At 63.2% G+C, this 21,283-nt stretch carries 25 protein-coding genes and 1 pseudogene; 12 read left to right on the top strand and 14 right to left on the bottom strand.

What is annotated here, in order from left to right; genetic code table 11:
• Positions 1-3: 3 nt before the first annotated feature.
• The 6 genes from Cocul_RS04875 to Cocul_RS12280 all read left to right on the top strand — a co-directional run bounded on the left by Cocul_RS04875 (position 4) and on the right by Cocul_RS12280 (position 4,573).
• Positions 4-1,146: a GuaB3 family IMP dehydrogenase-related protein gene (locus tag Cocul_RS04875; protein WP_055122194.1), complete on the top strand. Its 1,143-nt coding sequence runs from the start codon at positions 4-6 to the stop codon at positions 1,144-1,146.
• 262 nt (positions 1,147-1,408) lie between these two features.
• Positions 1,409-1,576, top strand: coding sequence for a hypothetical protein (locus tag Cocul_RS12470; RefSeq protein WP_160318492.1), 168 nt, complete (start codon positions 1,409-1,411; stop codon positions 1,574-1,576).
• A 50-nt stretch (positions 1,577-1,626) separates the two neighbouring features.
• Positions 1,627-3,195: a glutamine-hydrolyzing GMP synthase gene (gene guaA, locus Cocul_RS04870; RefSeq protein ID WP_069723573.1), complete on the top strand. Its 1,569-nt coding sequence runs from the start codon at positions 1,627-1,629 to the stop codon at positions 3,193-3,195.
• A 3-nt stretch (positions 3,196-3,198) separates the two neighbouring features.
• Positions 3,199-3,663 carry a DIP1984 family protein gene (locus Cocul_RS04865; protein ID WP_055122192.1) on the top strand — a complete coding sequence of 155 codons (465 nt, stop codon included), beginning with the start codon at positions 3,199-3,201 and terminating at the stop codon, positions 3,661-3,663.
• A gap of 257 nt (positions 3,664-3,920) precedes the next feature.
• Positions 3,921-4,337 (top strand): imm68 putative immunity domain-containing protein, encoded by a 417-nt coding sequence (locus Cocul_RS04860; protein WP_069723572.1) that lies wholly within the window; start codon positions 3,921-3,923, stop codon positions 4,335-4,337.
• A 2-nt stretch (positions 4,338-4,339) separates the two neighbouring features.
• Positions 4,340-4,573, top strand: coding sequence for a hypothetical protein (locus tag Cocul_RS12280; RefSeq protein ID WP_150114380.1), 234 nt, complete (start codon positions 4,340-4,342; stop codon positions 4,571-4,573).
• Here Cocul_RS12280 and Cocul_RS04855 read toward each other — a convergent pair.
• The 4 genes from Cocul_RS04855 to Cocul_RS04845 are packed head-to-tail and all read right to left on the bottom strand — an operon-like array spanning position 4,513 to position 6,788.
• Positions 4,513-5,490, bottom strand: coding sequence for a helix-turn-helix domain-containing protein (locus Cocul_RS04855; RefSeq protein WP_082422179.1), 978 nt, complete (start codon positions 5,488-5,490; stop codon positions 4,513-4,515). The two genes, Cocul_RS12280 and Cocul_RS04855, sit on opposite strands and share 61 nt — an antisense overlap.
• 14 nt (positions 5,491-5,504) lie before the next feature.
• Positions 5,505-5,657: a hypothetical protein gene (locus tag Cocul_RS12465; protein WP_160318491.1), complete on the bottom strand. Its 153-nt coding sequence runs from the start codon at positions 5,655-5,657 to the stop codon at positions 5,505-5,507.
• A 52-nt stretch (positions 5,658-5,709) separates the two neighbouring features.
• Positions 5,710-6,144: a hypothetical protein gene (locus tag Cocul_RS04850; RefSeq protein WP_055122189.1), complete on the bottom strand. Its 435-nt coding sequence runs from the start codon at positions 6,142-6,144 to the stop codon at positions 5,710-5,712.
• A complete protein-coding gene (locus Cocul_RS04845; protein ID WP_055122188.1) occupies positions 6,144-6,788 on the bottom strand; it encodes an AMIN-like domain-containing (lipo)protein in 645 nt (214 codons plus the stop codon). Before Cocul_RS04845 ends, Cocul_RS04850 begins: the two co-directional genes overlap by 1 nt.
• A gap of 125 nt (positions 6,789-6,913) precedes the next feature.
• Between Cocul_RS04845 and Cocul_RS04840 the strand changes: the two genes are divergently transcribed.
• From Cocul_RS04840 to Cocul_RS04825, 4 genes are all read left to right on the top strand, one after another.
• Positions 6,914-7,441: an ABC transporter ATP-binding protein gene (locus Cocul_RS04840; RefSeq protein ID WP_245622111.1), complete on the top strand. Its 528-nt coding sequence runs from the start codon at positions 6,914-6,916 to the stop codon at positions 7,439-7,441.
• A gap of 2 nt (positions 7,442-7,443) precedes the next feature.
• The gene (locus Cocul_RS04835; RefSeq protein WP_055122187.1) at positions 7,444-8,328 is read left to right on the top strand and encodes a hypothetical protein; all 885 of its coding nucleotides are present in this window, start codon (positions 7,444-7,446) and stop codon (positions 8,326-8,328) included.
• Between the two features lie 203 nt (positions 8,329-8,531).
• Positions 8,532-9,458, top strand: a complete 927-nt coding sequence (locus Cocul_RS04830; protein ID WP_069723571.1) for an iron-siderophore ABC transporter substrate-binding protein — start codon at positions 8,532-8,534, stop codon at positions 9,456-9,458.
• Positions 9,459-9,464: 6 nt separating this feature from the next.
• Complete coding sequence (locus tag Cocul_RS04825; protein WP_055122186.1) at positions 9,465-10,367, top strand: ferredoxin family protein; 903 nt, start codon at positions 9,465-9,467, stop codon at positions 10,365-10,367.
• On the opposite strand, the pseudogene Cocul_RS04820 reads toward Cocul_RS04825, so the two are convergent.
• The 7 genes and pseudogenes from Cocul_RS04820 to Cocul_RS04795 all read right to left on the bottom strand — a co-directional run bounded on the left by Cocul_RS04820 (position 10,341) and on the right by Cocul_RS04795 (position 16,884).
• A pseudogene (locus Cocul_RS04820) lies at positions 10,341-10,984 on the bottom strand (ABC transporter ATP-binding protein). The gene Cocul_RS04825 and the pseudogene Cocul_RS04820 sit on opposite strands and share 27 nt — an antisense overlap.
• A gap of 12 nt (positions 10,985-10,996) precedes the next feature.
• Positions 10,997-12,700, bottom strand: a complete 1,704-nt coding sequence (locus tag Cocul_RS12275; protein WP_150114379.1) for a hypothetical protein — start codon at positions 12,698-12,700, stop codon at positions 10,997-10,999.
• A 345-nt stretch (positions 12,701-13,045) separates the two neighbouring features.
• Positions 13,046-13,348 carry a lactococcin 972 family bacteriocin gene (locus tag Cocul_RS11840; RefSeq protein WP_082422178.1) on the bottom strand — a complete coding sequence of 101 codons (303 nt, stop codon included), beginning with the start codon at positions 13,346-13,348 and terminating at the stop codon, positions 13,046-13,048.
• A 215-nt stretch (positions 13,349-13,563) separates the two neighbouring features.
• A complete protein-coding gene (locus tag Cocul_RS04810; RefSeq protein WP_055122184.1) occupies positions 13,564-14,241 on the bottom strand; it encodes a methionine ABC transporter permease in 678 nt (225 codons plus the stop codon).
• Positions 14,238-15,296 (bottom strand): methionine ABC transporter ATP-binding protein, encoded by a 1,059-nt coding sequence (locus Cocul_RS04805; RefSeq protein WP_055122183.1) that lies wholly within the window; start codon positions 15,294-15,296, stop codon positions 14,238-14,240. Before Cocul_RS04805 ends, Cocul_RS04810 begins: the two co-directional genes overlap by 4 nt.
• A gap of 118 nt (positions 15,297-15,414) precedes the next feature.
• A complete protein-coding gene (locus tag Cocul_RS04800) occupies positions 15,415-16,275 on the bottom strand; it encodes a MetQ/NlpA family ABC transporter substrate-binding protein (RefSeq protein WP_055122182.1) in 861 nt (286 codons plus the stop codon).
• Positions 16,276-16,410: 135 nt separating this feature from the next.
• Positions 16,411-16,884: a tRNA (cytidine(34)-2'-O)-methyltransferase gene (locus Cocul_RS04795; RefSeq protein WP_055122181.1), complete on the bottom strand. Its 474-nt coding sequence runs from the start codon at positions 16,882-16,884 to the stop codon at positions 16,411-16,413.
• A 34-nt stretch (positions 16,885-16,918) separates the two neighbouring features.
• Between Cocul_RS04795 and Cocul_RS04790 the strand changes: the two genes are divergently transcribed.
• Complete coding sequence (locus Cocul_RS04790; protein ID WP_055122631.1) at positions 16,919-17,776, top strand: bifunctional methylenetetrahydrofolate dehydrogenase/methenyltetrahydrofolate cyclohydrolase; 858 nt, start codon at positions 16,919-16,921, stop codon at positions 17,774-17,776.
• The gene (locus Cocul_RS04785) at positions 17,766-18,092 is read left to right on the top strand and encodes a DUF3017 domain-containing protein (protein ID WP_055122180.1); all 327 of its coding nucleotides are present in this window, start codon (positions 17,766-17,768) and stop codon (positions 18,090-18,092) included. The genes Cocul_RS04790 and Cocul_RS04785 overlap by 11 nt, the downstream gene beginning before the upstream one ends.
• Here the strand turns inward: Cocul_RS04785 and metX are convergent.
• The 3 genes from metX to Cocul_RS04770 form a co-directional block, all read right to left on the bottom strand.
• Positions 18,089-19,195 (bottom strand): homoserine O-acetyltransferase MetX, encoded by a 1,107-nt coding sequence (gene metX / locus Cocul_RS04780; protein ID WP_055122179.1) that lies wholly within the window; start codon positions 19,193-19,195, stop codon positions 18,089-18,091. The two genes, Cocul_RS04785 and metX, sit on opposite strands and share 4 nt — an antisense overlap.
• 70 nt (positions 19,196-19,265) lie before the next feature.
• The gene (locus tag Cocul_RS04775; RefSeq protein WP_150114378.1) at positions 19,266-19,721 is read right to left on the bottom strand and encodes a DUF4442 domain-containing protein; all 456 of its coding nucleotides are present in this window, start codon (positions 19,719-19,721) and stop codon (positions 19,266-19,268) included.
• A gap of 99 nt (positions 19,722-19,820) precedes the next feature.
• The gene (locus Cocul_RS04770) at positions 19,821-21,137 is read right to left on the bottom strand and encodes an O-acetylhomoserine/O-acetylserine sulfhydrylase (RefSeq protein WP_055122178.1); all 1,317 of its coding nucleotides are present in this window, start codon (positions 21,135-21,137) and stop codon (positions 19,821-19,823) included.
• Positions 21,138-21,283: the final 146 nt, after the last annotated feature.

Here is a 21,283-nt window from a genome sequence, read left to right as displayed (position 1 = left end):
CCCATGCGCGATTACGTTGAGATTGGTATTGGGCGCGAGGCCCGCCGCACGTACCGCCTAGAGGACGTATCCATCGTCCCCTCGCGGCGCACCCGATCCTCCAAGAACGTGGACACCACCTGGAACATTGATGCCTATACGTTCGATATTCCAGTCATGTCCCACCCCACCGACGCCCTGGCGACCCCGGAGTTCGTGGTGGAGATGAGCCGCCAGGGAGGCATGGGCGTGATTAACGCCGAAGGCCTATGGGGCCGCCACGCGGATCTCCAAGGCGCGATCCAGCGCGTGATCGACGCCGCCGATAACGCCGCCGGGCTGGCCTCCGCCGAGGCCACCCGCGTGCTCCAAGAACTCCACGCCGCGCCGGTGGACGATGACCTGCTGGCCGAGCGAATCCAGGCCGTGCGCGCGGAAGGAGTCACGGTGGCGGTGCGCGTATCCCCGCAAAACGCCCGCGAGTTCGCCCCCAAGGTGATTGCCGCAGGCGCGGAACTCCTCATCATCCAGGGCACCATGATCTCCGCCGAGCACGTGGCCGAGGGCGGGGAACCCCTGAACCTCAAGGACTTCATCGGCTCCCTCGACGTGCCCGTGATCGCCGGAGGCGTGACGGACTACACCACCGCCATGCACCTCATGCGCACGGGCGCGGCCGGGATCATCGTCGGCGGCGGGGTCAACACCAACGGCCTGGCGCTGGGCATCGAATCCGCCATGGCCACGGCCATCGCGGACGTGGCCGCCGCGCGCCGCGACTACCTGGACGAAACGGGCGGGCGCTACGTGCATATCCTGGCCGACGGGGAACTAGAAACCTCCGGCGACGTGGTCAAGGCCATCGCCTGCGGCGCAGACGCGGTGGTGCTGGGCACCCTACTGGCCCCGGCCGCAGAAGCCGGCGGCAAGGGATACTTCTGGCCGCCCACCGCCGCGCACCCGAGGTTCCCACGCGGATTCGTGGCCGAGGCCTACGAGTTTACCTCCAGCGAGGAGCGCCCGAGCCTGGAAGAAATCCTCCACGGCCCCTCCCGGGAGGCGTTGGGGCTGCACAACATCGTGGGCGGTTTGCGCCGGGCGATGGCCAAGTGCGGGTACACCGATCTGAAGTCCTTTCAGAAGGTGGGGCTTGCCGTAGCGGGGTAGAGGGGGACGATGATAGATCGGGGCGAAGGGATGGTTCTGCCGGAGCCATCCTTTTTGTGGAAGATCGCGGGGGATAAAGCCCGTGTACGTAGAGTTACTTGGGGTTCTAGGAAGTTCCTTGCTGGCCGGCACATCTTTTGTATATGGGGGTGGCGTTCTTTTCTCTTTGTACTGGGGAAGAGGGCGTGAAGTTTATCCACATGAAAGCGGCTGGAACGTTGGATAAAAATGGAAGCGGCTGAGCACTCTGGAGGTGACCGAGATGACTCGTGAGCGCGCTACAACAAGTAAGGTCATTGATGCGACCTATGCAGAGCGCTTGCGCCTGTTCGAGGCTAGCCCTGAACTATATTTCCGCCAGTATCCCAAGCCGCGCTTCGGTTTCCAGCCCTCGTCCAAGCGCTCGGCTAAGCATCGCAAGGATTCTTAGAGTTCCCCGCGCTGGGATAACTCCCTACCCCTCGGGTAGGCTTGTGGGCTGTGACTGAAGCGCAGCAGACCCATCTTCCCAGCCCTGTCCTCGTTGTTGATTTCGGTGCTCAGTACGCGCAGCTCATCGCGCGGCGCGTGCGTGAGGCCCGCATGTACTCCGAGGTGGTGCCGCATACGATCACGGCGCAAGAGGTGCGCGAGAAGAACCCGGCTGCCCTGGTGCTTTCCGGTGGGCCTTCCTCGGTGTATGCGGAGAGCGCGCCCTCCCTTGATCCCGAGATTTTTGATTTGGGCTTGCCCGTTTTTGGCATCTGCTATGGCTTCCAGTTGATGACCAACGCCTTGGGGGGCGAGGTGGCGGCCACGGGGCAGCGGGAGTATGGCCGCACGGATATGCAGGTATCCGGTGGTCGTCTGCACCGCGAGTTCGAGTCCACCCACAAGGTGTGGATGAGCCACGGGGATTCCGTGTCCAAGGCCCCGGAGGGTTTTGCGGTCACCGCCACCACGGCGGGCGCCCCGGTGGCGGCCTTTGAGAATACGGACAAGCGCATGGCTGGCGTGCAGTATCACCCGGAGGTGCTGCATTCCCCGCATGGTCAGGAGGTGCTTACGCGATTCCTCACGGAGATTGCGGGGTTGCCGCAGAACTGGACGCCGGAGAACATCGCGGAGCAGTTGATCGAGTCCGTGCGTGAGCAGGTGGGGCCCGAGGGGCGAGCGATCTGCGGGTTGTCTGGTGGCGTGGATTCCGCCGTGGCGGCGGCCTTGGTGCAGCGTGCCATCGGGGATCGCTTGACCTGTATCTTCGTGGATCATGGATTGTTGCGGCAGGGCGAGCGCGAGCAGGTGGAGAAGGATTTTGTGTCCTCCACCGGCGCGCGTCTGGTCACGGTGGACGAGCGCGCGGCGTTCCTGGATAAGTTGGCGGGGGTGAGCGAGCCGGAGGCTAAGCGCAAGGCCATCGGGGCGGAGTTCATTCGTTCCTTCGAGCGCGCCGTGGCCGGGGTGTTGGAGGGTCAGCGGGTGGACTTCCTGGTGCAGGGCACCCTGTATCCAGACGTGGTGGAGTCCGGCGGTGGCACCGGCACGGCCAATATCAAGAGCCATCACAACGTGGGTGGGCTTCCCGATGACGTGGAGTTTACCCTGGTGGAGCCGCTGCGGCTGCTCTTCAAGGACGAGGTGCGCGCGGTGGGCCGGGAGCTGGGCCTGCCGGAGGAGATTGTGAATCGCCAACCCTTCCCCGGCCCCGGCCTGGGTATCCGCATCATCGGCGAGGTAACTCAGGAGCGGCTGGATATTCTGCGCGCCGCGGACGCGATCGCGCGGGAGGAACTCACCAAGGCGGGCTTGGACGCACAGATTTGGCAGTGCCCGGTGGTGTTGCTTGCCGACGTCCGCTCGGTGGGCGTGCAGGGCGATGGTCGCACCTATGGTCACCCCATCGTGTTGCGCCCGGTGTCCTCCGAGGATGCCATGACGGCGGATTGGGTGCGTGTACCCTATGAGGTGCTGGAAGTGATCTCCACGCGGATCACCAACGAGGTGGCGGAGGTTAATCGCGTGGTGCTGGACGTGACCTCCAAGCCGCCGGCAACGATCGAATGGGAGTAGACCATGAAGTTAGCGGAAGCCCTGGCGGAGCGCGCCGAGGCTCAGCGCCGCTACTTTCAGCTGAAGGAACGCCTTTCCCTCGTGGCGCGGGTGCAGGAGGGCGAAGAACCAGATGAGAACCCGGTGGAGTTGTTGGCGGAGGCCGAGCAACTCATGGATCGTCTTACCTGGTTGATTAGGCGGATTAACGCCACCAACACGGCCACGGCCTTTGATGAGGAGAACACGCTGACCGACGCCATCGCGCGCCGCGACGCGGCGATGGTGCGCCGGGATCTATACGCTGATTTGGCCAAGGCCGCGAGCACCCGGCAGGATCGCTATTCGCGCAGCGAGATCCGCTACGTTGCCAGCATATCCGTGGTGGAGTTGCGGAAGAAGATGGACGAGTGTGCCAAGGAATACCGGCAATGGGACACGGCGATCCAACGGCTCAACTGGAACACGGATCTCATAGAGAGCCCGTAGTCAGAAGCAGGTAACCAATTCTGCGGAGCGTCAGCGAGTGCGGAGGTTGTTGATCGCGTCAACCGAAATACGCGACCTCTGAGTGGCACCCCAAGGGGCAATGGGAAGCCGGTTCGAGTCCGGTGAAAACGGATCAGGCCCACCACATTGCACAAGGGTATTGCTCATGATTAATTGATTATTACCGGGCACTGGGGCGCTTCCCACGCGAATTGGTGAGGGTGGGTTAGGGGATCTTCTGGCGTAGGGTGGGGGACATGTGTGCATCGTTGCAGGGTACTGAGGAAATGACGGCCGTGGTGGCGTGGTTGGCGCGACGTTCGGGTAATGCCGTGGAACTTTCCCGTGCCTTTGTGGAGCTGGGGCTTGAGGAACTCGGCGGAAATTACACGGACACGGAGTTGCCCCAGGGCGATGCCTTTTTGATCGCCGCCGCGCTGGCGGCGGTGGCGGCGCAAGCCAAGAAGAACAAGGGCACCGTGAACCTCGCGGAGTGGGGTGAGAGAGGCGAGGTGGCGCTGGGCAGGGATGTTCCCAGGCTGACTCAACTGGCCACGGCCATGAAGTACTTTGCGCTTGCGCCCGAGGATCACCGGGTATCCCAGCGCTGGGACGAAGATACCCTGACGGCGCTCGCGGACGAGGCGGAGTCCCTGCGCGGAGAATTGGATTAGCGATGAAGAAGTTTCAGGTGGAGCCGGTGAGGGCGGTGCTATTTTCGCTCATCTTTACCGGCATCGTGATTGCTCAGGGTTCTCTACCGTGGGGCTGGTGGGCGCCCCTGGCGGTGGGCAGCGCGGTGCTCTTTTACCTGGGGAATGTGTTCTACGTGTGGGCGAACAACAAGATTCATAGGCTGGTGGATCGCCGGACAAACGCGGCAAACCCCGGTGCGGTGAACTCCAAGTAGCCGTGATGCGGGGAATCTACTAGCCCCTTATCCATGAGTGATCTCCGGGCCATGCTGATGTCGGTGGTGCGGGCTCCTAGGGCGGCGGCAATGTCTCCGCGCCGCACGGGGCCGTCGCCAAGTTCGGCCATGGCGATCATGATGGTGATCTCGCGGTCCGTGGCCTTCATCCACCGCGATCGAAATAGGGCCTCCTGGGCTTGGTGGAACTCCTCCCGGGCGGCGTGAACATGGTGTGGCGTGATGATACCGCCGGGCTCGGGATCGTCGGCGGCGATCCAGGAGAGGTCACCGATGAGTTGTAAGAAGTAGGGGTAACCGGCAGCGAGGCGTACTGCGAGCGAGGTGGCCTCATTTTCCCAGCACACCCCGTGATGATCCGCTGGCCGGGTGATGGCGGTGCGTGAGGCGGGCTCATCGAGGTTGCTGAGGTGCGCGTAGTGGAAGCGCTCGGCAAAACTCACCGCGTCCGTAATCACGTTTTGGGTGTGCGAGAGTCCGGCGGTGACCGCCAGGAGCGGAAGATCGGAGGCCTCCGATTGCATGTGTTGCCAGGCATAAGCGAGGGCTCGTAGCCCTTCCTTATCGGCGGCCTGAATCTCGTCGATGAAGATCACCAGGCCGCGGTGAGAGTTTTTGTGGGCGCTTTCCCCGGCTTTCTCCAGGACGGCCTGTAATTGTCGGCCAAGGCCGGAACGGGTGGGAGAAGAGGCCTGGGAACCCGTGATGGTCACCCCTGCCAGGGCGACGGAGGTAGCGGCCAGAATTTTTCTTAATGCCTGGGAAGCGGTGTCCGTCCAGCGCTGTGCGTAGTGGTCAAATTGCGCTAGGAGTTCTTCGAGGAATGGCCCGTCTCCGGCGGTGACCCATACGGTGTGGAGTCCCAGGGCCTCGGCCTGCTGCTGGGCGGTGCGCAGGAGTGATGTTTTGCCTACACCGCGTGGGCCGACAAAACCTGGATGCGGCCTTCAAAGCGGGAATAGGAGGAGAGCATGGCGAGGTGGCGTTGGATCGCGGTGAGGTGCTTATCTCTCCCGATGACCTCGCGGGCCACCGCGCCGGGGGTGTACGGGCTCGGCTGCATGATCTCTTTATACATCTTTATAGATCGCCGATCTATAAAGATGTATAAAACTTTAGTATGAGTCCTGCGTGGGGCGGGCGTGGGCGAGGGCGCGGGTGCCGTCGATATGCGGAAAGGTGAGGTACAGCCAACCCGCAGCGATAGCGAAGAGGAGCGCGCTTGCCCAGGTTGGGGCGGGGGCGAGCAGGGGAGAGAGCATGACCGCGAGCCAGAGGAAAAAGAGCGGCAGGAATTGCCACACCTGGGGTTGGAACGGGATGCGGTGCGCGCGGCGGTATTCCCGGATGCGGCGGCGGTAGGGGTGTGCGAACGGGAGCGCCAGGGCGATGAGAAGAAAGAGGAGCGGCGATGCCACTTGGAGTGGCCGGGGAAGATCGGTGCTGAGCACCGCCACGGCGGCCCCGCCGAGCACGGAACCGCTTAGGCGCACCACCGGAGGAGTGGGAATGGGGGTAACGTGAGCGCGCAGGGTGGCGTAGGCGTTCATTAGGGCACGAGGTCGATGACGAGGCGGGTGGGTTCGTGGAGAACCTGCACGGAGTAGGGTACCTTTTTATTGAGTCCGATGATGAATTGGGAGCGGCCCTCGAAGGTGCCCACGCTGATGACGTCGGTGATGTTGCCGCCGTCGGTGGGGGTGAGGCGGTTGAGCACGGGATCCTCGATGCCGAGGTCGAAGGGGTAGACGGTGCCGTCGATATTGACGGTGAGGGCGGTGGCGCCGTGATACTCGATGGGATTGCCCGAGGCCTGCTGGGAGGGGTGGTCGGTGTAATCCGCATACCAGCCGGGATCGCCCTCGCCCTTCATCTCAAAAACCACGCGGTCAAAGCCCTCGTGGGAGCCGGTGCGCATTTCTGTGACCACGAGTTCGGAGGGCTCTCTGGGGCGCATCGTTTTCATGGCAATATCGGCGTTGCCCAAGGGGGTGAGCCCGGCACCGTTCTTGGCGGAGGCGTCGGTGGTATCGGCGGCGGTACCCTCCGAGGCGGAAAGGGAGCCCTGGGAGGGACTGGGCTGCGTGGTATCGTTTCCCGTGCCGCACGAAGCGAGCAGCAGGGTGCTCGCCGTGAGCGCCGCCGCCACGGCGCGGCGGCGTGGGGAGCGAGGGGCGTCGATAAGCGCTGACATACCCACACCGTATATCGTGCGGGGAAACCTTGTGAAATACATATGGCAGATTGGTACCAATTTGTGAGGAAACCGTGACGCTGCGCGTGAATTGCACTTATGGACATACCGAGGCCCTGGGAAGTGTGAGCCGTGATTTTCATGAGGGCACCGTGTACGCGCTCACCGGGCCTAATGGCTGCGGAAAATCGACGCTTCTCGCCACCATCGCCGGTGAAATCTCGCCACTGGAGGGCGAGATCATGGTGGGGAGCTCCGACACTCGCGCGGGAAGAACTGGTGTGATACTAATCTCAGATCCGATTTTCCTTCCCGACCTCACCGTGGGAGAACACCTCGATCTCATCAAGATCGGGCTGGAAGAAAAGGAAGAAGTGGTGGAGGCCTGGGCGCTGCACAATATCCTTCACGCGCCCCTGTGGGCGTTATCGTCCGGGCAGCGTCAGAGGGCTTACCTGGGTATGCACCTGGGGCTGGAGGCCCCGGCCATGCTTATCGACGAGCCCGAACGCCACCTTGATGAGCGGTGGACGGATTTCCTGGCTTCGTATCTGCACCTCATAGCGGAAAAGGGAACATGTGTGTTGGTGGCCACGCATTCTTCTCGCGTGGCGGAGGCCTGCCACGAGGTGCTGCGGGTGGGGGAAGCATAAAGGTGTTCGCGCTTCTGGAAAGGGCAAGCGGATACGCATATGCGCTCTTCCTCGCCGCATTGGCAGTGGCTATGGGCGCGGGGGTGTTGCTACGCCTGATGAATCCCGCCGAGCCTCACGCGGTGAGCGCGCCGCTGCGGTGGGCGACGGCAGTGGGTATCGCGGCGGTCATGGTGGTGCTCGCGGAGCGGCTGATCCCGCTGCGAGGCCTCTCACGGGAGAAATGGGTATGGCGTTATCGGCGCCAGCGGCGCTTGCCTGCGCTCGATCCCGCGATTCTCGTTCAAGGTGCCGCTAGCGCCGCAGTGGGGGCCTTCCTGGGGGCCGCGTCGGGACATAGCTTGGTTGCCGTGGTGGGAATGTCTGTGGCGGTGGCGGCGGCGAGGCTCGGGGTGGGGTGGGCGCGCGGGTGGGGCAGCGATCTTCCCCGCCTGCTGGCGGCTGGGCGCACCCGCGCCCTCGTGGAGAACCTGGCCGGGTTGCAGGACACGGAATTGGTCTCTGACCTCTTGGTGATGAATTGGCTGCGGGGTTCCTCGCGGAAGAGGTGGGGGTGTGGTGCTCGGGGCACGAGCCTGACGGTATTAGGCCTGCGGCGTTTGTGGCGTCGCGGTTACGTGCTGTATTTCGCCGCGGCGGTGGCGGCGTGGCAAGTGACCCTTGCTCCCGCGTATGGGGAGTGGGGGCGCGCGGCGACGGTGCTGGCCTGGGGGATCGTGTGCGCTGCGGTGTACCGGGCCACGGATTTCACGCGCGTGGCCCGGTTTTCTACGGCTAGGTTTTCTGTGGCCCGGTTCCCTGTGGCTTGGGGTATCTGTGCGCCTGCGTGGGCGTGGGGGCGGCCGCCTATGGGGCGTGGGCCGAAAGCGCGGCGGAGGTGGCGTTAGTGGCGGCGGCGTGGATATACGCGGGGTGGAAACGGGGGAAACCAGCGCTGGTGCGCAGCATGTCCTACTTTGATTCCGGCATGGGTGTGAGCTTTTCTCCCGAGATTCTGCGGTACTATCTGCGCGGCTTGTTGCCTGCGGTGGCTGCCGCCGCAGTGGTTATAAATTAGGTATGCCTTGCCATATTCATTTATGGTATGGGCATGACTCGCACTTTTCATTGCCAAGTGTCCCGCCGTGGCTTCTTCTCCGTGAGCCTCCTCGGCGCCGCCGGGGTGGCCCTGGCCGCCTGCTCCTCCGGTTCCTCCGACTCCGATGCGTCCTCCGCCGCGGCGTCATCAAGCGGCGACGCTCAGGCTCCCCGCCGCGTGGTGGCCCTCAACACCGGCCAGCTGGATACCCTGCTTGCCCTGGGTGTGGTGCCGGTGGGGATCGCCACGGCCACCACCGGTGTGCCGGAGTTCTTGCAGGAGGAGTTCGGGCAGCGGCACGATCTGAGCGGCATCGAGGTGGTGGGGGAGCGCTCCGATCCCTCGGTGGAGAAGATCGCGGCCCTGGAACCGGACCTCATCCTGGCCAACCAGCGCGCCGATTCCGGGCTGCTGGAACGCCTCCGCGCGCTGGCCCCGGTGGTGCTCAGCAACGGCGGCTCGGAAAAGTGGAAGGAGGATCTGGGCATCATCGCGGACGCAGTGGGCCAGCGCGCCGAGGCCGATCGCCTTCTGGACGACTATGAAAAAGAAGCCCAGGATTGGGCGCAGCAGCGCGGCAGTGGTGGAACCGTCTCCCTGGTACGCAGCAAGGGGCAGCAGTACTTGATGCACGGGGAGCACTCGTTGGCGGGAATCGTCGCCCGCGACGCCGGGTTTACCCGCCCGGATTCCCAAACCTTTAACGATAAGCCGAACCGCGAGGTATCCCCGGAAAACTTCCACGAGCTAGAGGCCGGTTACCTCTTTTATTCCTTCAGCGGCCCGGCGGCGGAGATCACAGACAATGCTCTCTGGAGCAATCTCACGGTGGTCAAGGACGGCCACGCTCAGGAGGTAGACGGTGATCCCTGGTTCCTCAACTCCTCCATCGTGGCCGCCCAGTGGGTGCTGGCGGACATGAAAAAGGCGGTAAAGTAACGGGCTATGGCCGCCACCACACCCGTGCATGAGTCCCCCCGTTGCTCCGATGTGCGCGGGGAACCCCTGGCGGGTTCGGCCAAAAAGGGCGAGGTCTACGTGCTCTTTGAATGGCCTGGAGGATGGTCGCGCGACGTGCTCGACGGCGGTACCTTTGGCCCCGATCTCAGCGCCCGCCTCAAGGCCAAACTCAAGGGGGCGGCCAGCCTCCAACTTATCCGCCGCCCCGGCCGCGCGGGCCGCAACGTGGGGTTCAAGCACCGCTGCTACCTCGTGTGGGCGCGCACCGCGCAGATGGAACTCCTGCTTATCGACGCCCCCGAGGACCTTCTTTCCCTTGACCTCACCGGCCCCGGCCGCAACGGAGGGGAGGAGGTTACCACTCCCGTGGTCCTGGTGTGTACGCATGGCCGCCGCGATCAGTGCTGCGCGATCAAGGGCCGCCCCCTGGCCGCGCAGTTACAGGAGGAGTTTCCGGGCTCGCTGATCTGGGAGTCATCGCACACCAAGGGCCACCGCTTCGCCCCCGCCGTCTTGCTCATGCCCTGGGGATACTCCTTCGGTGAACTCAACATTGCGGACGCAAGCGATCTCACCCGTCATGCCCTGCACGGCCGCTACTTCTATCCCGCCAATCGCGGCAGCGGTCTCTACGGCCCGCGCGGGCAGGTAGCGGAACTACACATAGCCCGCAGGCTTATCGACGCCGGGGAGCCCCTGCGCTACGGCGACCTCACCACCGACGACGCCCCGGAGGGCACCGTGACCGTCCGCCACCGCGACGGGCGCACCTGGGAGGTGCCACTCATGCGGAAGGCCGTGGAGGGGGTAGTAGCCTCCTGCGGTGGCACCCCCAAGACGGCCAAGGTATGGGTGGCGGGCCTAAGCCGGGACGAGGAACCGGCCTAAATCAATGTGCTGATCGGCGGCGTTGCGCACCTCGGCGGCGTGAGTGGCGATCACCACCGTGGCGCCCTGATCGGCCAGAGCGCGCAACTGATCCACCACGTTTTGCCCGTTGCGAGGATCGAGCGCGCCGGTGGGCTCATCGGCCAAGATGATCTCCGGCTGGCGGGCCAATATGCGGGCCAGGGCCACGCGCTGCTGCTCGCCCCGGAAAGCTCATGCACCACGCGCTTGCGATACCCGCTCAGCCCCACCGTTTCCAGCGCGGAATCAACGCGGGCCTTTTGCCGCTTGTTCACGGTGGCCAGGTCGATATTGTATTCCACGGACTTATCGGGAATGAGGGCGTAATCCTGGAACAAGAAACCCAGATTATTCTTGCGGAACGCGCGGCGTTTCCCGCTGGAAAGTTGCTGGATATTCTTTCCCGCCGCCATGATCGTGCCGGAATCGGCGGTATCTAGGGTGCCCATGTAGTTCAGCAAGGTGGACTTGCGGCTGCCGGACGGGCCGGTGAGGGCGGTGATGCTGCCCTGCGGGCAGGAAAACTCTACGTCGCGCCATAGAGTACGAGAACCGAAGGCCTTGGTGAGGCCTTGAACCGTGATGGTGGATGACATGGGGAACCTCCTTTAGCGCGCGGGAGTGCGCGAGTAGATACGGCCAAAACGAGCGGACATGGCCAGGCAGGTGAGCGCCCACAGCAGGGAAATGCCGAGGGTGGTGGCCACGAGTTCCGGGGTAACGGCCATGGTGCGCAGCACGTCCCGAGGCATGGCGGTGAGCGCGGCCGCCTCATAACTGCTCTGGCGGTGCCACAGCCATGCGACGGGAATGAGTAGGAATATCGCCTCGATGAGCAGCAGACCGGCCCGCGCCCGCCAGGGAGAGCGCCCCATGAGATCCGTGACGGTGAGGCGTTGCCGGTGCCGGGCCTGGTACACGGCGGCGGAGCCCACCACGTAGGCGGTGACCACGAGGATAAGAATTGCTAGGTTGATGGATTGGGAACGGAAGTGCTCTTGCGCTTTATAATGAGCCTGTTCCCATTGGGATAGGGCGGTGAAGTGTCCGGCGATATAGGGTCCTGCGATGGGATCGGCAATGATTTTAGTTGTGGCTTCCTTATCTGTGGCGAATACCTTTAATTGTGTGGCGGGGGACACGATATTTCGATCCCCTAGCGTTTCTAAACCGCGAGGAAACACCACGATGGGGATCCTGCTCACCGTGGCCTCTGGGAGGGTGAAACCAAAAGAGGAGCCGTAGGTGAATACCTCGGTATTTTTGGGAATGGTTTTTTCCCGGATGGTGGGTGTTGGGATGCCGGCGTACTTGGCTTCCGAGAGAACTCGCTGGTGGGCGCTATGAGTGTGTTCGACTGAGGAACCCTCGGGGGTGAGGATCAATACTTCGCTGGGCTTTGGAGCCTCGTTTGTTGGCAGAGATAATTCTCGTTCAGCAAAGAGGGAGTTGACTAGAAGAATATTTGGGTTAAAGTCTCCTCCCATTTGAGTGTCTATGAACAATAGTTCATTTCTTTTATCGGCCTCGCGTAGTGCGGGTGCAACATCGCCGTTGATGTCCCCGGTGCGGGTAGAAAAAGTGAAGGCCTCTGCTGATCTGTGACTGCTCCAAATATCTTCTTGCCCTTTCTGGTGCTGTATTTCTAAGGCGATGGATACTGTGGAGCCTACTGTGGTAAGGGCCGCAGTGAGAGCGCAGAAGCGGAGGGCATAGGTTCCAAGGGAAACGGGGGTCCCTGGAATCTTGCCGTTCAAAGCTGGTATAAGGGAAACCAAATGAAGAGTGGTGATTCCAGCTAGAAGGCTAAGGAAAAGGACGGTGCTGCCAGTGAGGGAGAGGAATGAAAAGCATCGCAGGTAGAATTCTACCGCAGTTAATTCATTGTAAAGGTAAAGTGCTAGGGTGCTGAGTGTTCCAAAGGTGATAAGGGAGAAGAGTGTGGTGGGGAGGAGGCCGCGCAGGTCTCGATGGATGATTGCCCAGAACCCGTGCCCGTGAATACGGCGAATTGCATAGTCGTGCGCTCGTAGCAGAACCCCACCCAAGGTCATGGTGGCGATGAGGAGTAGCATTGCGACGATGGTGACGGTGATAGGGTTGCCTAAGAAATAGTTCCAATTCACGCCATAATTTTTTACAGTGAACCCCAATGATTGAATGTGCTTCTGAATTCTTTCGTTTTCATTTGCTGTACCGGAAACGTGGTATAATCCGCCTACATCAGTGAGTTGTGCCCTGGCGAGGGGGCTGACCTCAATATCTATTGAGGGATCAAAGCCCGAGTATCCGGTTTCTAGCCATCGTGCCATGGCGGAGGAATTTTCTCCGGCGGCGACGTAAAGGTGATGGGTGGTACCTTCGGCGGTAGTCTCGAAATTTTCGAGTCCAACAGTGATATTCTACTCTTTAGCGTAGCGTACGATGTTGTCTCGGAGATCGAGGGGGGAGGTTTCCCCGGAAGATTCTGTGATGAGAAATGCTTGTCGGCCAGCGGAACCAAGGTCGCTGTCTAAGAGATGGCTCAGGGGGAAAGCAACAAGCAGGCTTAAAAGAACCAGTAATGAACTGGCTATGCGTAGTAGATGTGGCATGGACTTTCTCCTAGATAAAATTCCTCACTCACGGAGAAGTGAGTGAGGAATTTTAGAAAGAAATCAGCAGAATCGGTAGTAGGAATGATCAGCTCTGAAGGACCGATCGGGCGCTGATGCGTAAGACCACTGTCCTGCGTTTACGCAGCCGCTGTCGGCATAGTGCTTTCCTTGAACGCTAGAACCGTGTCGCTTAGTTGGGTGGTGGTAGTTGGACCACACCTTGCCTCCCCCGGTGCCATAGTTCCAGGTACCGCCATCAACATTGACCTGAACTGCCAGTGCGGCTGCTGCGCCGCCCGCTACCAGCGCGCCGGAAAGCGCGGTAGCGGCCAAGCCGCGGGAGAACTTCTTGGATACGGACATGATTTTCCTCCCTCGCGTGGGTGGTTGGTAGGAGCGGTTTTCCGTCCCTGATGCATATCACAGTCCGTCAAGGTGACTTATGGGTGGCGAAAAGATAACTTTAAGTGAAAAGACAATGAATATTTGGGTTACCTATGGATAGCTACGAGAAAACCGCCCCCACCGCGGGGAATCTCTCCCCGGTGCGGTAGGGGCGGCGTCGGTAAGCGGGGGTATTAACGCCGCATGATCTTCTTGGATAGCCAGTTGCCCAGGAACTGCGCGGCCTGCACCAAGATCACGATGACGATCACGGCCACGTACATGGTCTCTTTATCAAAGGCCCGGTAGCCGTACACGATGGCGAAGTCACCCAGCCCGCCGCCGCCGATGTAGCCCACCATCGCGGACATATCCACGATGGCGATGAAGATAAAGGTATAGCCCAGTACCAATGGGCCCAGGGCCTCGGGGATAATCACGGAGGTAATGATCTTCCAAGGGCTCGCGCCCATTGCGCGGGCGGCCTCGATCACGCCGGGGTCAATGGCCACGAGGTTTTGCTCCACGATGCGGGCCACGGTGAAGGTGGCGGCGATGACCATGACGAAGATGCCGGCGTCGCGCCCCACGGAGGTGCCCATTGCGGCCACGGTGAGGGGCTGGAGGGCGGCGATAAGAATGATGAAGGGGATGGGGCGGATGAAGTTCACCAGCACGTTGAGCACGGTGTACACCACGGAGTTTTTGAGGATGCCGCCGGAGCGGGTGGTGTAGAGCAACACGCCCACGGCCAGGCCGAGCAGCCCGGAGAGCAGCATGGTCACGGAGACCATGATGAGGGTATCGGCGATGGCTTCGCGGAAGGTGCCGCCCAGGCGATCCCAGTCTGCGGCGAGAACGGTGGTGGTCATCGGGTGATCTCCTGGATGGTGGTGGTCTGTGCCAAGGTATCGCGGAATGTTTCTACCGCGTCCTGCGGCCCGCTGAGCCGAACGGTCATCTTGCCAAAGCTGTGTTGCTGCAAGGTGGTCACGCCGCCGTGCACGATGGCAATGCGCACCCCGGCGGTGCGCGCGGCGGCAGCGGCGGCAAAGAACCCGGATTCCTCGGTGAGTTCGATGGTGAACAGGCGGCCCTCGTGGGCGAGGAGGTCTGCGGCCTCCACGTGATCCGGGGTGTTGCGCAGCGACGTCGCCACGAAGCGCCCCGCCACCGCCGTGCGGGGCTGCGAGAACACCTCGTACACGCTGCCGTACTCCACCACGCGGCCGTGTTCCATCACGGCCACGGTGTCCGCGATCGAGCGCACCACCTCCATCTCATGCGTGATGACCACGATGGTGATGCCCAGTTCCTTGTTCACCCGGCGCAGCAATTCCAGCACGTCATGGGTGGTTTCTGGGTCGAGCGCGGAGGTGGCCTCATCCGCCAGCAGGAGCGAGGGGTTCGTGGCCAGCGCGCGGGCGATACCCACGCGCTGCTTCTGCCCGCCGGAGAGTTGTTCGGGGTAGTTCTGGCCCTTATCGGCCAGGCCCACAAAGTTCAGCAGCTCCTCTACTCGGCGCTTGCGTTCCTCCTTGGGTACCCCGGCGAGTTGCAGCGGGTACTCGATGTTGCCCGCCGCGGTGCGCGAGGTGAACAGGTTGAACTGCTGGAAAATCATGCCGATCTTGCTGCGCACTCCGCGCAGCTGGCGCTCGGAGAGCCCCACGATGTCCGTGCCATCGAGCAGCAACTGCCCGGAGGTGGCCTGATCCAGGCCGTTAATCAGGCGCACCAGGGTGGATTTGCCCGCGCCGGAATAACCGATCACGCCGAGGATCTCTCCCGGCTCCACGGTGAGGGTCACGTTATCCACGGCGGTGGTCTCGGTGGCCTGGTTGCGGGCCTTGGCGGGGAACACCTTGGAGGTGTTGCGGAACTCAATGCGGGTGCCGGTGGGGTGGGCGGCGGAGGGATCAGCCATGAGGGGGTACCTTTAATTCTTCCTCGGGGTGGGCCGGGTGTGGCCGGATGAGCGGCTAGGGCGCGGCTGGGCCGCGCCCTGCTGACGCTGAGTGCTTGGCGTGCTTGCGCGGGGAGGGTTACTTTGCGGCGCGCAGATCGTCCTCCAGGCCGTCCAGGATTCCCTGAAGCTCTTCTGCGGAGCGGTTCACGGACACGGAGGTGCCCTTGGAATCCTCCTGCACGGCGGCCTGAACCTCGGGATCGTGCCAGATCTCTACGAGCTTGGCGATGTCCTCGTTATCCTTATCCTCCGCCCTGGTGACAAAGGCATTGATATAGGGCTCGGCCAGTTTGTTATTGGGATCGTCCTGCTGGATAGCGCTGTTGGGGTCGATGCCCGCGCGATCCAGGAAGGTGTTGTTGATGATGGAGGGGCGGCCCTCGCCGTAGGTCACCGGGGTTTGGGCGGGATCCACTGGGGTGACGCTGACCTTGGAGGCGGACTCGTCAATATCCGCCGGGGTGGGATCGAGCAAGTCCTGGGACTTCAGGGTGAGCAGCCCGGCTTGCACCAGCACGTTGATGGCGCGGCCCTGGTTGGTGGTGTCATTGGGAATGACGACGTCTTGGCCCTCGATCCCGTTGAGGGAGGTGTGATCCTTCCAGAACAGGGCCAGCGGCACGATCTCCGTGGAGCCGATGGGGGTGAGGTCCTTCTCCGAGCCCACGTTGTAATTGGCCAGGAACTTCAGGTGCTGGAAGAGGTTGACGTCCAGCTCGCCCTGGGCGAGGGCATCGTTGGGCGTGCTGTAATCGCCAAACTCGGTGGTCTTGAGGTTGATTCCGGCGTCGGCGGCCTTATCCTCAAAGACCTTCCAGGCCCCGCGGGCGGAATCGGTGGTGCCGATGCGGATGGCATCGGAGCTGGAGCACGCGGCCAGGCCGGTGGCGGCGAGAGTGGTTACCACCCCGGCGGCGATGATGCGGCGAAGTTTCATGGGGAGAGGTCCTTTCCCTCGGGTTCCCGATATGTCTCGTAGCACGATAGCAGCCACCATACCGCTTAGTCTATTAAGCGCAAGGTGTGTGGTCTGGCCGGGCGGGCCCCTGCCGATAGCGCCTGATAACGGCCCCTACAGGGCGCCGGGGAAGCCCACCTGCCGCCAGGCCTCAAAGAGGGCGATGGAGGCAGAATTGGAAAGGTTCATGGAACGCCGCGCGGGCAGCATGGGAATCCGCACGCGCTGGGTGACCCGGGGGTGCGCCAGGTGCTCCTCCGGCAGCCCCGTGGGTTCGGTGCCAAAAAGGAGCGCATCGCCCGCCTGGTATTCCACCGAGGTATGCCAGGTGTTCGACGCCGAGGTGAAGGCAAAAACGCGCGACCCCGGCAGCGCCTCCAGGCAGGCATCGAGGGTGGCGTGAATGCGCACCTCCGCGAGATCGTGATAGTCCAGGCCCGCGCGCCTGAGGTGCTTATCGTCAAAGTTAAAGCCCAGCGGCTCCACCAGGTGCAGGTGCGCCCCCGTGTTGGCGCACAGGCGAATGGCGTTGCCGGTATTGCCGGGGATCACCGGATTGTCAAAGATGACGTGGAAGGGCGCGGGCATGGCCTTCATTCTAGGGGGAGGCATAATAGGTGCCGTGACTGCGATCAAACTCGATGGAAAACTCTACCGAGCCGAGCTTATCGACGCCCTGCGTCAGCGCGTGGCCGCCCTGCGCGCCAAGGGGATCACCCCGGGCCTGGCCACCGTGCTGGTGGGGGAGGACCCCGGCAGCCAGAACTACGTGCGCATGAAGCACAAGGACTGCGAGGAGGTGGGCATTACCTCCATCCGCCGCGACCTGCCGGAGGAAACCACGCAGGAAGAACTCGAAGCGGTGATCGACGAACTCAACAACGATCCCGCCTGCACCGGCTACATCGTGCAGCTTCCCCTGCCCAAGCACCTCGATGAGAACGCCATCCTGGAGCGCATCGATCCCGCCAAGGACGCCGACGGCCTCCACCCGGTGAACCTGGGCAAGCTCGTGCTGGGCGAACCCGCGCCCCTGCCGTGCACCCCGCACGGCTCCATTCAACTGCTGCGCCGCTTCGGGGTGGAACTCGACGGCGCGAAGGTGGTGGTGATCGGGCGCGGCGTGACCGTGGGCCGCCCCATCGGCCTCATGCTCACCCGCCGCTCGGAAAACGCCACCGTCACCCTCTGCCACACCGGCACCAAGGACTTAGCCGCAGAAACCCGCGCCGCGGACGTCATCATCGCCGCCGCAGGGCAGCCGCACATGCTCACCGCCGACATGATTAAGCCGGGCGCGGCGCTTCTCGACGTCGGCGTCTCCCGCGTGGACGGCAAGACCACCGGCGACGTCCACCCGGACTGCTGGGAGGTCGCCGGGGCGATCTCCCCCAACCCCGGCGGCGTGGGCCCCATGACCCGCACCTTCCTCATGGCCAACATCGTGGAGCGGGCGGAACGCCTGGCCGATGAATCCTAGCGACTACCTGGATAACCCCCACGACGTCGCCCTGCCTCCCTCGCGCCTACCCCGCTGGGTGCAGGGCGCCATGCTGGGGATATTTCTCCTGGGTCTGGTGGCCAGCGCGGTTTTTGCCCTGACCGATCACTGGCGGCGCGCCACCTTTGGCCTGGGGGCGGCGCTGATCTGGCTGGCCGTGGTGCGCCTGCTGTGCGATTCCCGCCTGGTGGGGATCTTTGCGGTACGCTCCCGGCGTTTCGACGTTCTCTTTAGCGCCCTGCTGGGCGGGTGCATGGCCTTCCTGGCGCTCTCCGTGGACGCGCTGGGTAGCTAGGGCAGCGCCGCCGCGCGATCCAGGAAACTCCGAATGATCCGGTCCATCTGCCGGGTCTCCGCCAGGAACGCATCGTGCCCCACCGGGGAGACGATCTTGGCCATGCCCAGCAGATTGCCTAAGTTACGCGAGAGATGTTCCTGCTGGTGATAGGGGTAGAGAATGTCCGTGTCCACGCCGGCCACAAAGGTAGGCGTGCCGATGGCCGCCAGGGCCTTGTTGAGCCCGCCGCGCCCCCGGCCTATATCGTGCCTATTGAGGGCGTCGGTAAGCGTCACGTAGGAACCCGCATCGAAGCGGCGGGCGAGTTTCTCCGCCTGATAATCCAGGTAACTCTCCACGGCAAAGCGCTGGTGCGGGCTGCGGAAGGCCCCGCAGGGATTCTCCCCCTCCTGCGCCGAGGTGCCAAAGCGCTCGTCCAACTCCAGCTCTCCCCGGTAGGTGAGGTGTGCGATGCGCCGCGCGGTAGCCAACCCCCCGAGGGGAGCCTGGCCGGTGGCGTAGTAATCCCCGCCGTGCCAGTGGGGATCGTTTTCCACCGCCGCGATCTGGGCGGACTGAATGCCGATCTGCCAGGCGCTCGCCCGCGCGGATACCGCAAATACCCCCGCCGCGCGGAGCGCGTGCGGGTACAGCGCCGCCCACTCCAGGGTGCGGGCCCCGCCCATCGAGCCGCCCATCACCGCGTGGACGCGGGTGATCCCCAGGGCCCTAAGGAAGAGGCGCTCCGCGTGCACCTGATCCCGGATGGAGAGGGCGGGAAAGCGCGAACCCCAGGCCTGGGAATCGGGGCGGGAGGAATCCGGGTGCGGGGAGGAGGGGCCGGTGGAGCCTTGGCAGCCACCCAGCACGTTGGTGCTGATGACGCAGTAGCGGCGCGTGTCCAGCGCGCGCCCCGGCCCCAGGAGTTCCCCCCACCACTGATCCACGCGGGAGTCCCCGGTTAGCGCGTGCTCCACCACCAGGACGTTGGAGTGATCCGGCAGGGGGGTGCCCCAGCGCTGGTAGGCGATCTGCGCGCCGGGAATGGTGGCCCCGGCCTCCGTGGTGAAGGTGCCGATGGGCACGGTATCGAGGGCGCCCTCGGCGGCGAGGTGGGTCATGGCGAGCTCTTCCGCTAGACAACTCTGTATAGACAGCTTGGTTCGCTATCGTAGCGGAAAGGGGCGCGGCCTAGTGCTTTTTCTTTCGGTAGTAGACCTGGCGGCGGATATGGGCCACCACGTCGCCCGATTCGTCGGTGATGTCGAGGTCAAACCAGTGCAGATACTTGGAGCCGTCTGCGGTTTTCTCCCGAATGAGATCTAAAGTGGCGTCGTCGATGGAAACATCGGCGCTAATGTGCCCCTTGCCGGGTTTGACAAACTTTGCCTCCGCACCCACGTCCCAGATGTAATAGTCCGACCCCAGGCGATACATCGAGATCAGCATGAAGAAAGGATCCGTCATGGACAGCATGGTGCCGCCGAAGGCGGTGCCCACCGCGTTATAGGTGAGCTTATTGGGCTTGTGGGTGATGAGGAAGCGCGAGCCGTCCGGAGCGTATTCCTTGATCTTGACCCCGGCCCCCAGGAACGGGGGCCAAAACGGCATGAAGCGGGCGAGGGTGCGGGGAGAGTACACGGGCAAGCCTTTGCTGTTTGGCGGAAATGTGATCTGCGTCAAGACCTTAGCAAAATGGGACACCCGGTGCCTCGGCCGCGCTGGCCGCCGTGCTTCCTGGGGTGGCTAGAGCGCCTGGAAGCCGAGTTCGAGATCCGCCAGAATGTCCTCGATGTGCTCGATGCCCACGGAAAGCCGGATCGTGGCGGGGGAGATTCCCGCGCGGGCGAGGCCGTGCTCATCGGACTGGGAATGCGTGGTGGTGGCCGGGTGCGCCACCAGCGAGCGCACGTCACCGATGTTGGCGAGGTTGGAGTGTAGGCGCAGGGCGTCGATAAAACGCCACGCCTCCTCCTTGCCGCCGGCGACGTCGAAGGAGAGGACGGAGCCGGTGTGTTCCAGCCCCAGGCGCTCCTTGACTGGATACCACGGGGAATCCGGCAGGCCGGCGTAATTGACCTTGGTCACGGCGTCTTGCCGGGTAAGATACTCGGCCACGGCGCGGGCGTTGGCGTTATGCCGTTCCACGCGCAGGCTCAGGGTGTCCAAGCCTTGCAGGGTGATCCAGGCGTTGAAGGGGGAGAGGGTAGCGCCCGTATCGCGCAGGAGGCCCGCGCGAGCCTTAAGCCCAAAGGCGACGTCGCCAAGATCGGCGTAGCGCAGGCCGTGGTAGGCGGGATCGGGGGTAACAAAGTAGGGGAACACCGGCTGGCCATCGCGCTCCACCGTCCAATCGAAGGAACCGCCGTCCACCAGAATCCCGCCGATCCCGGAGCCGTTGCCGGTGTAGAACTTGGTGAGCGAGGCCACCACCACGTCCGCGCCTAATTCCAGGGGCCGCACCACGGCGGCGGTAGCGATGGTGTTGTCCACGATCAGCGGCACCCGGTGGGCGTGCGCTACCTCGGCCACGGCGGGAATATCCAGAATGTCGGCCTGGGGGTTAGCAAAGGTCTCGCCGTAGAACGCCTTGGTGTTGGGGCGTGCGGCTGCGGCCCAGGAAGCGGGATCGTCCGGGTTTTCCACGAAGGTGACCTCGATGCCCAGGCGGGCCAGGGTGGACTGGAAGAGGGTTTCCGTGCCGCCGTACAGGCGCGGAGAGGTGACGATGTGATCGCCCGCGGCGGCGAGGTTCAAGATCGCGGCGGTTTCCGCCGCCTGGCCGGAGGCAAAGGCCACGGCGTGGGTGCCGCCCTCCAGGGAGGCCAGGCGGTTTTCCAGGGCCTCCGTGGTGGGGTTGGTCAGGCGAGAGTAGATGGGCCCGGCGTCCTCTAGGGCAAAGCGCTGCTTGGCGTGCTCGGCGGAATCAAACACGTAGGAGCTGGTGAGGTGGATGGGCTGGTTGCGCGAGGCGGTATCGGAATCCACGGACTGCCCGGCGTGAATGGAGCGGGTTTCAAAGTTCCACCGCGCGGCCTGGGAATTATCGTACTTGGGGGCCATGATCAGCCTTCCGTCTTGTGAGGGGATGTGATTGGCAACCCACCCTAGTGGACCGATCTGTCTAGAAGGAAGATTTATATTCAGCCCCACCCGCCCTGTATCTTCGATTGCGATTTACCGTTAGGGTTAGCCCCCTCACATATTGG

It is taken from the genome of Corynebacterium oculi, from assembly GCF_001412105.1.
GTDB lineage: Bacteria > Actinomycetota > Actinomycetes > Mycobacteriales > Mycobacteriaceae > Corynebacterium > Corynebacterium oculi.
This window is presented reverse-complemented; position numbering and strand designations above follow the sequence as displayed.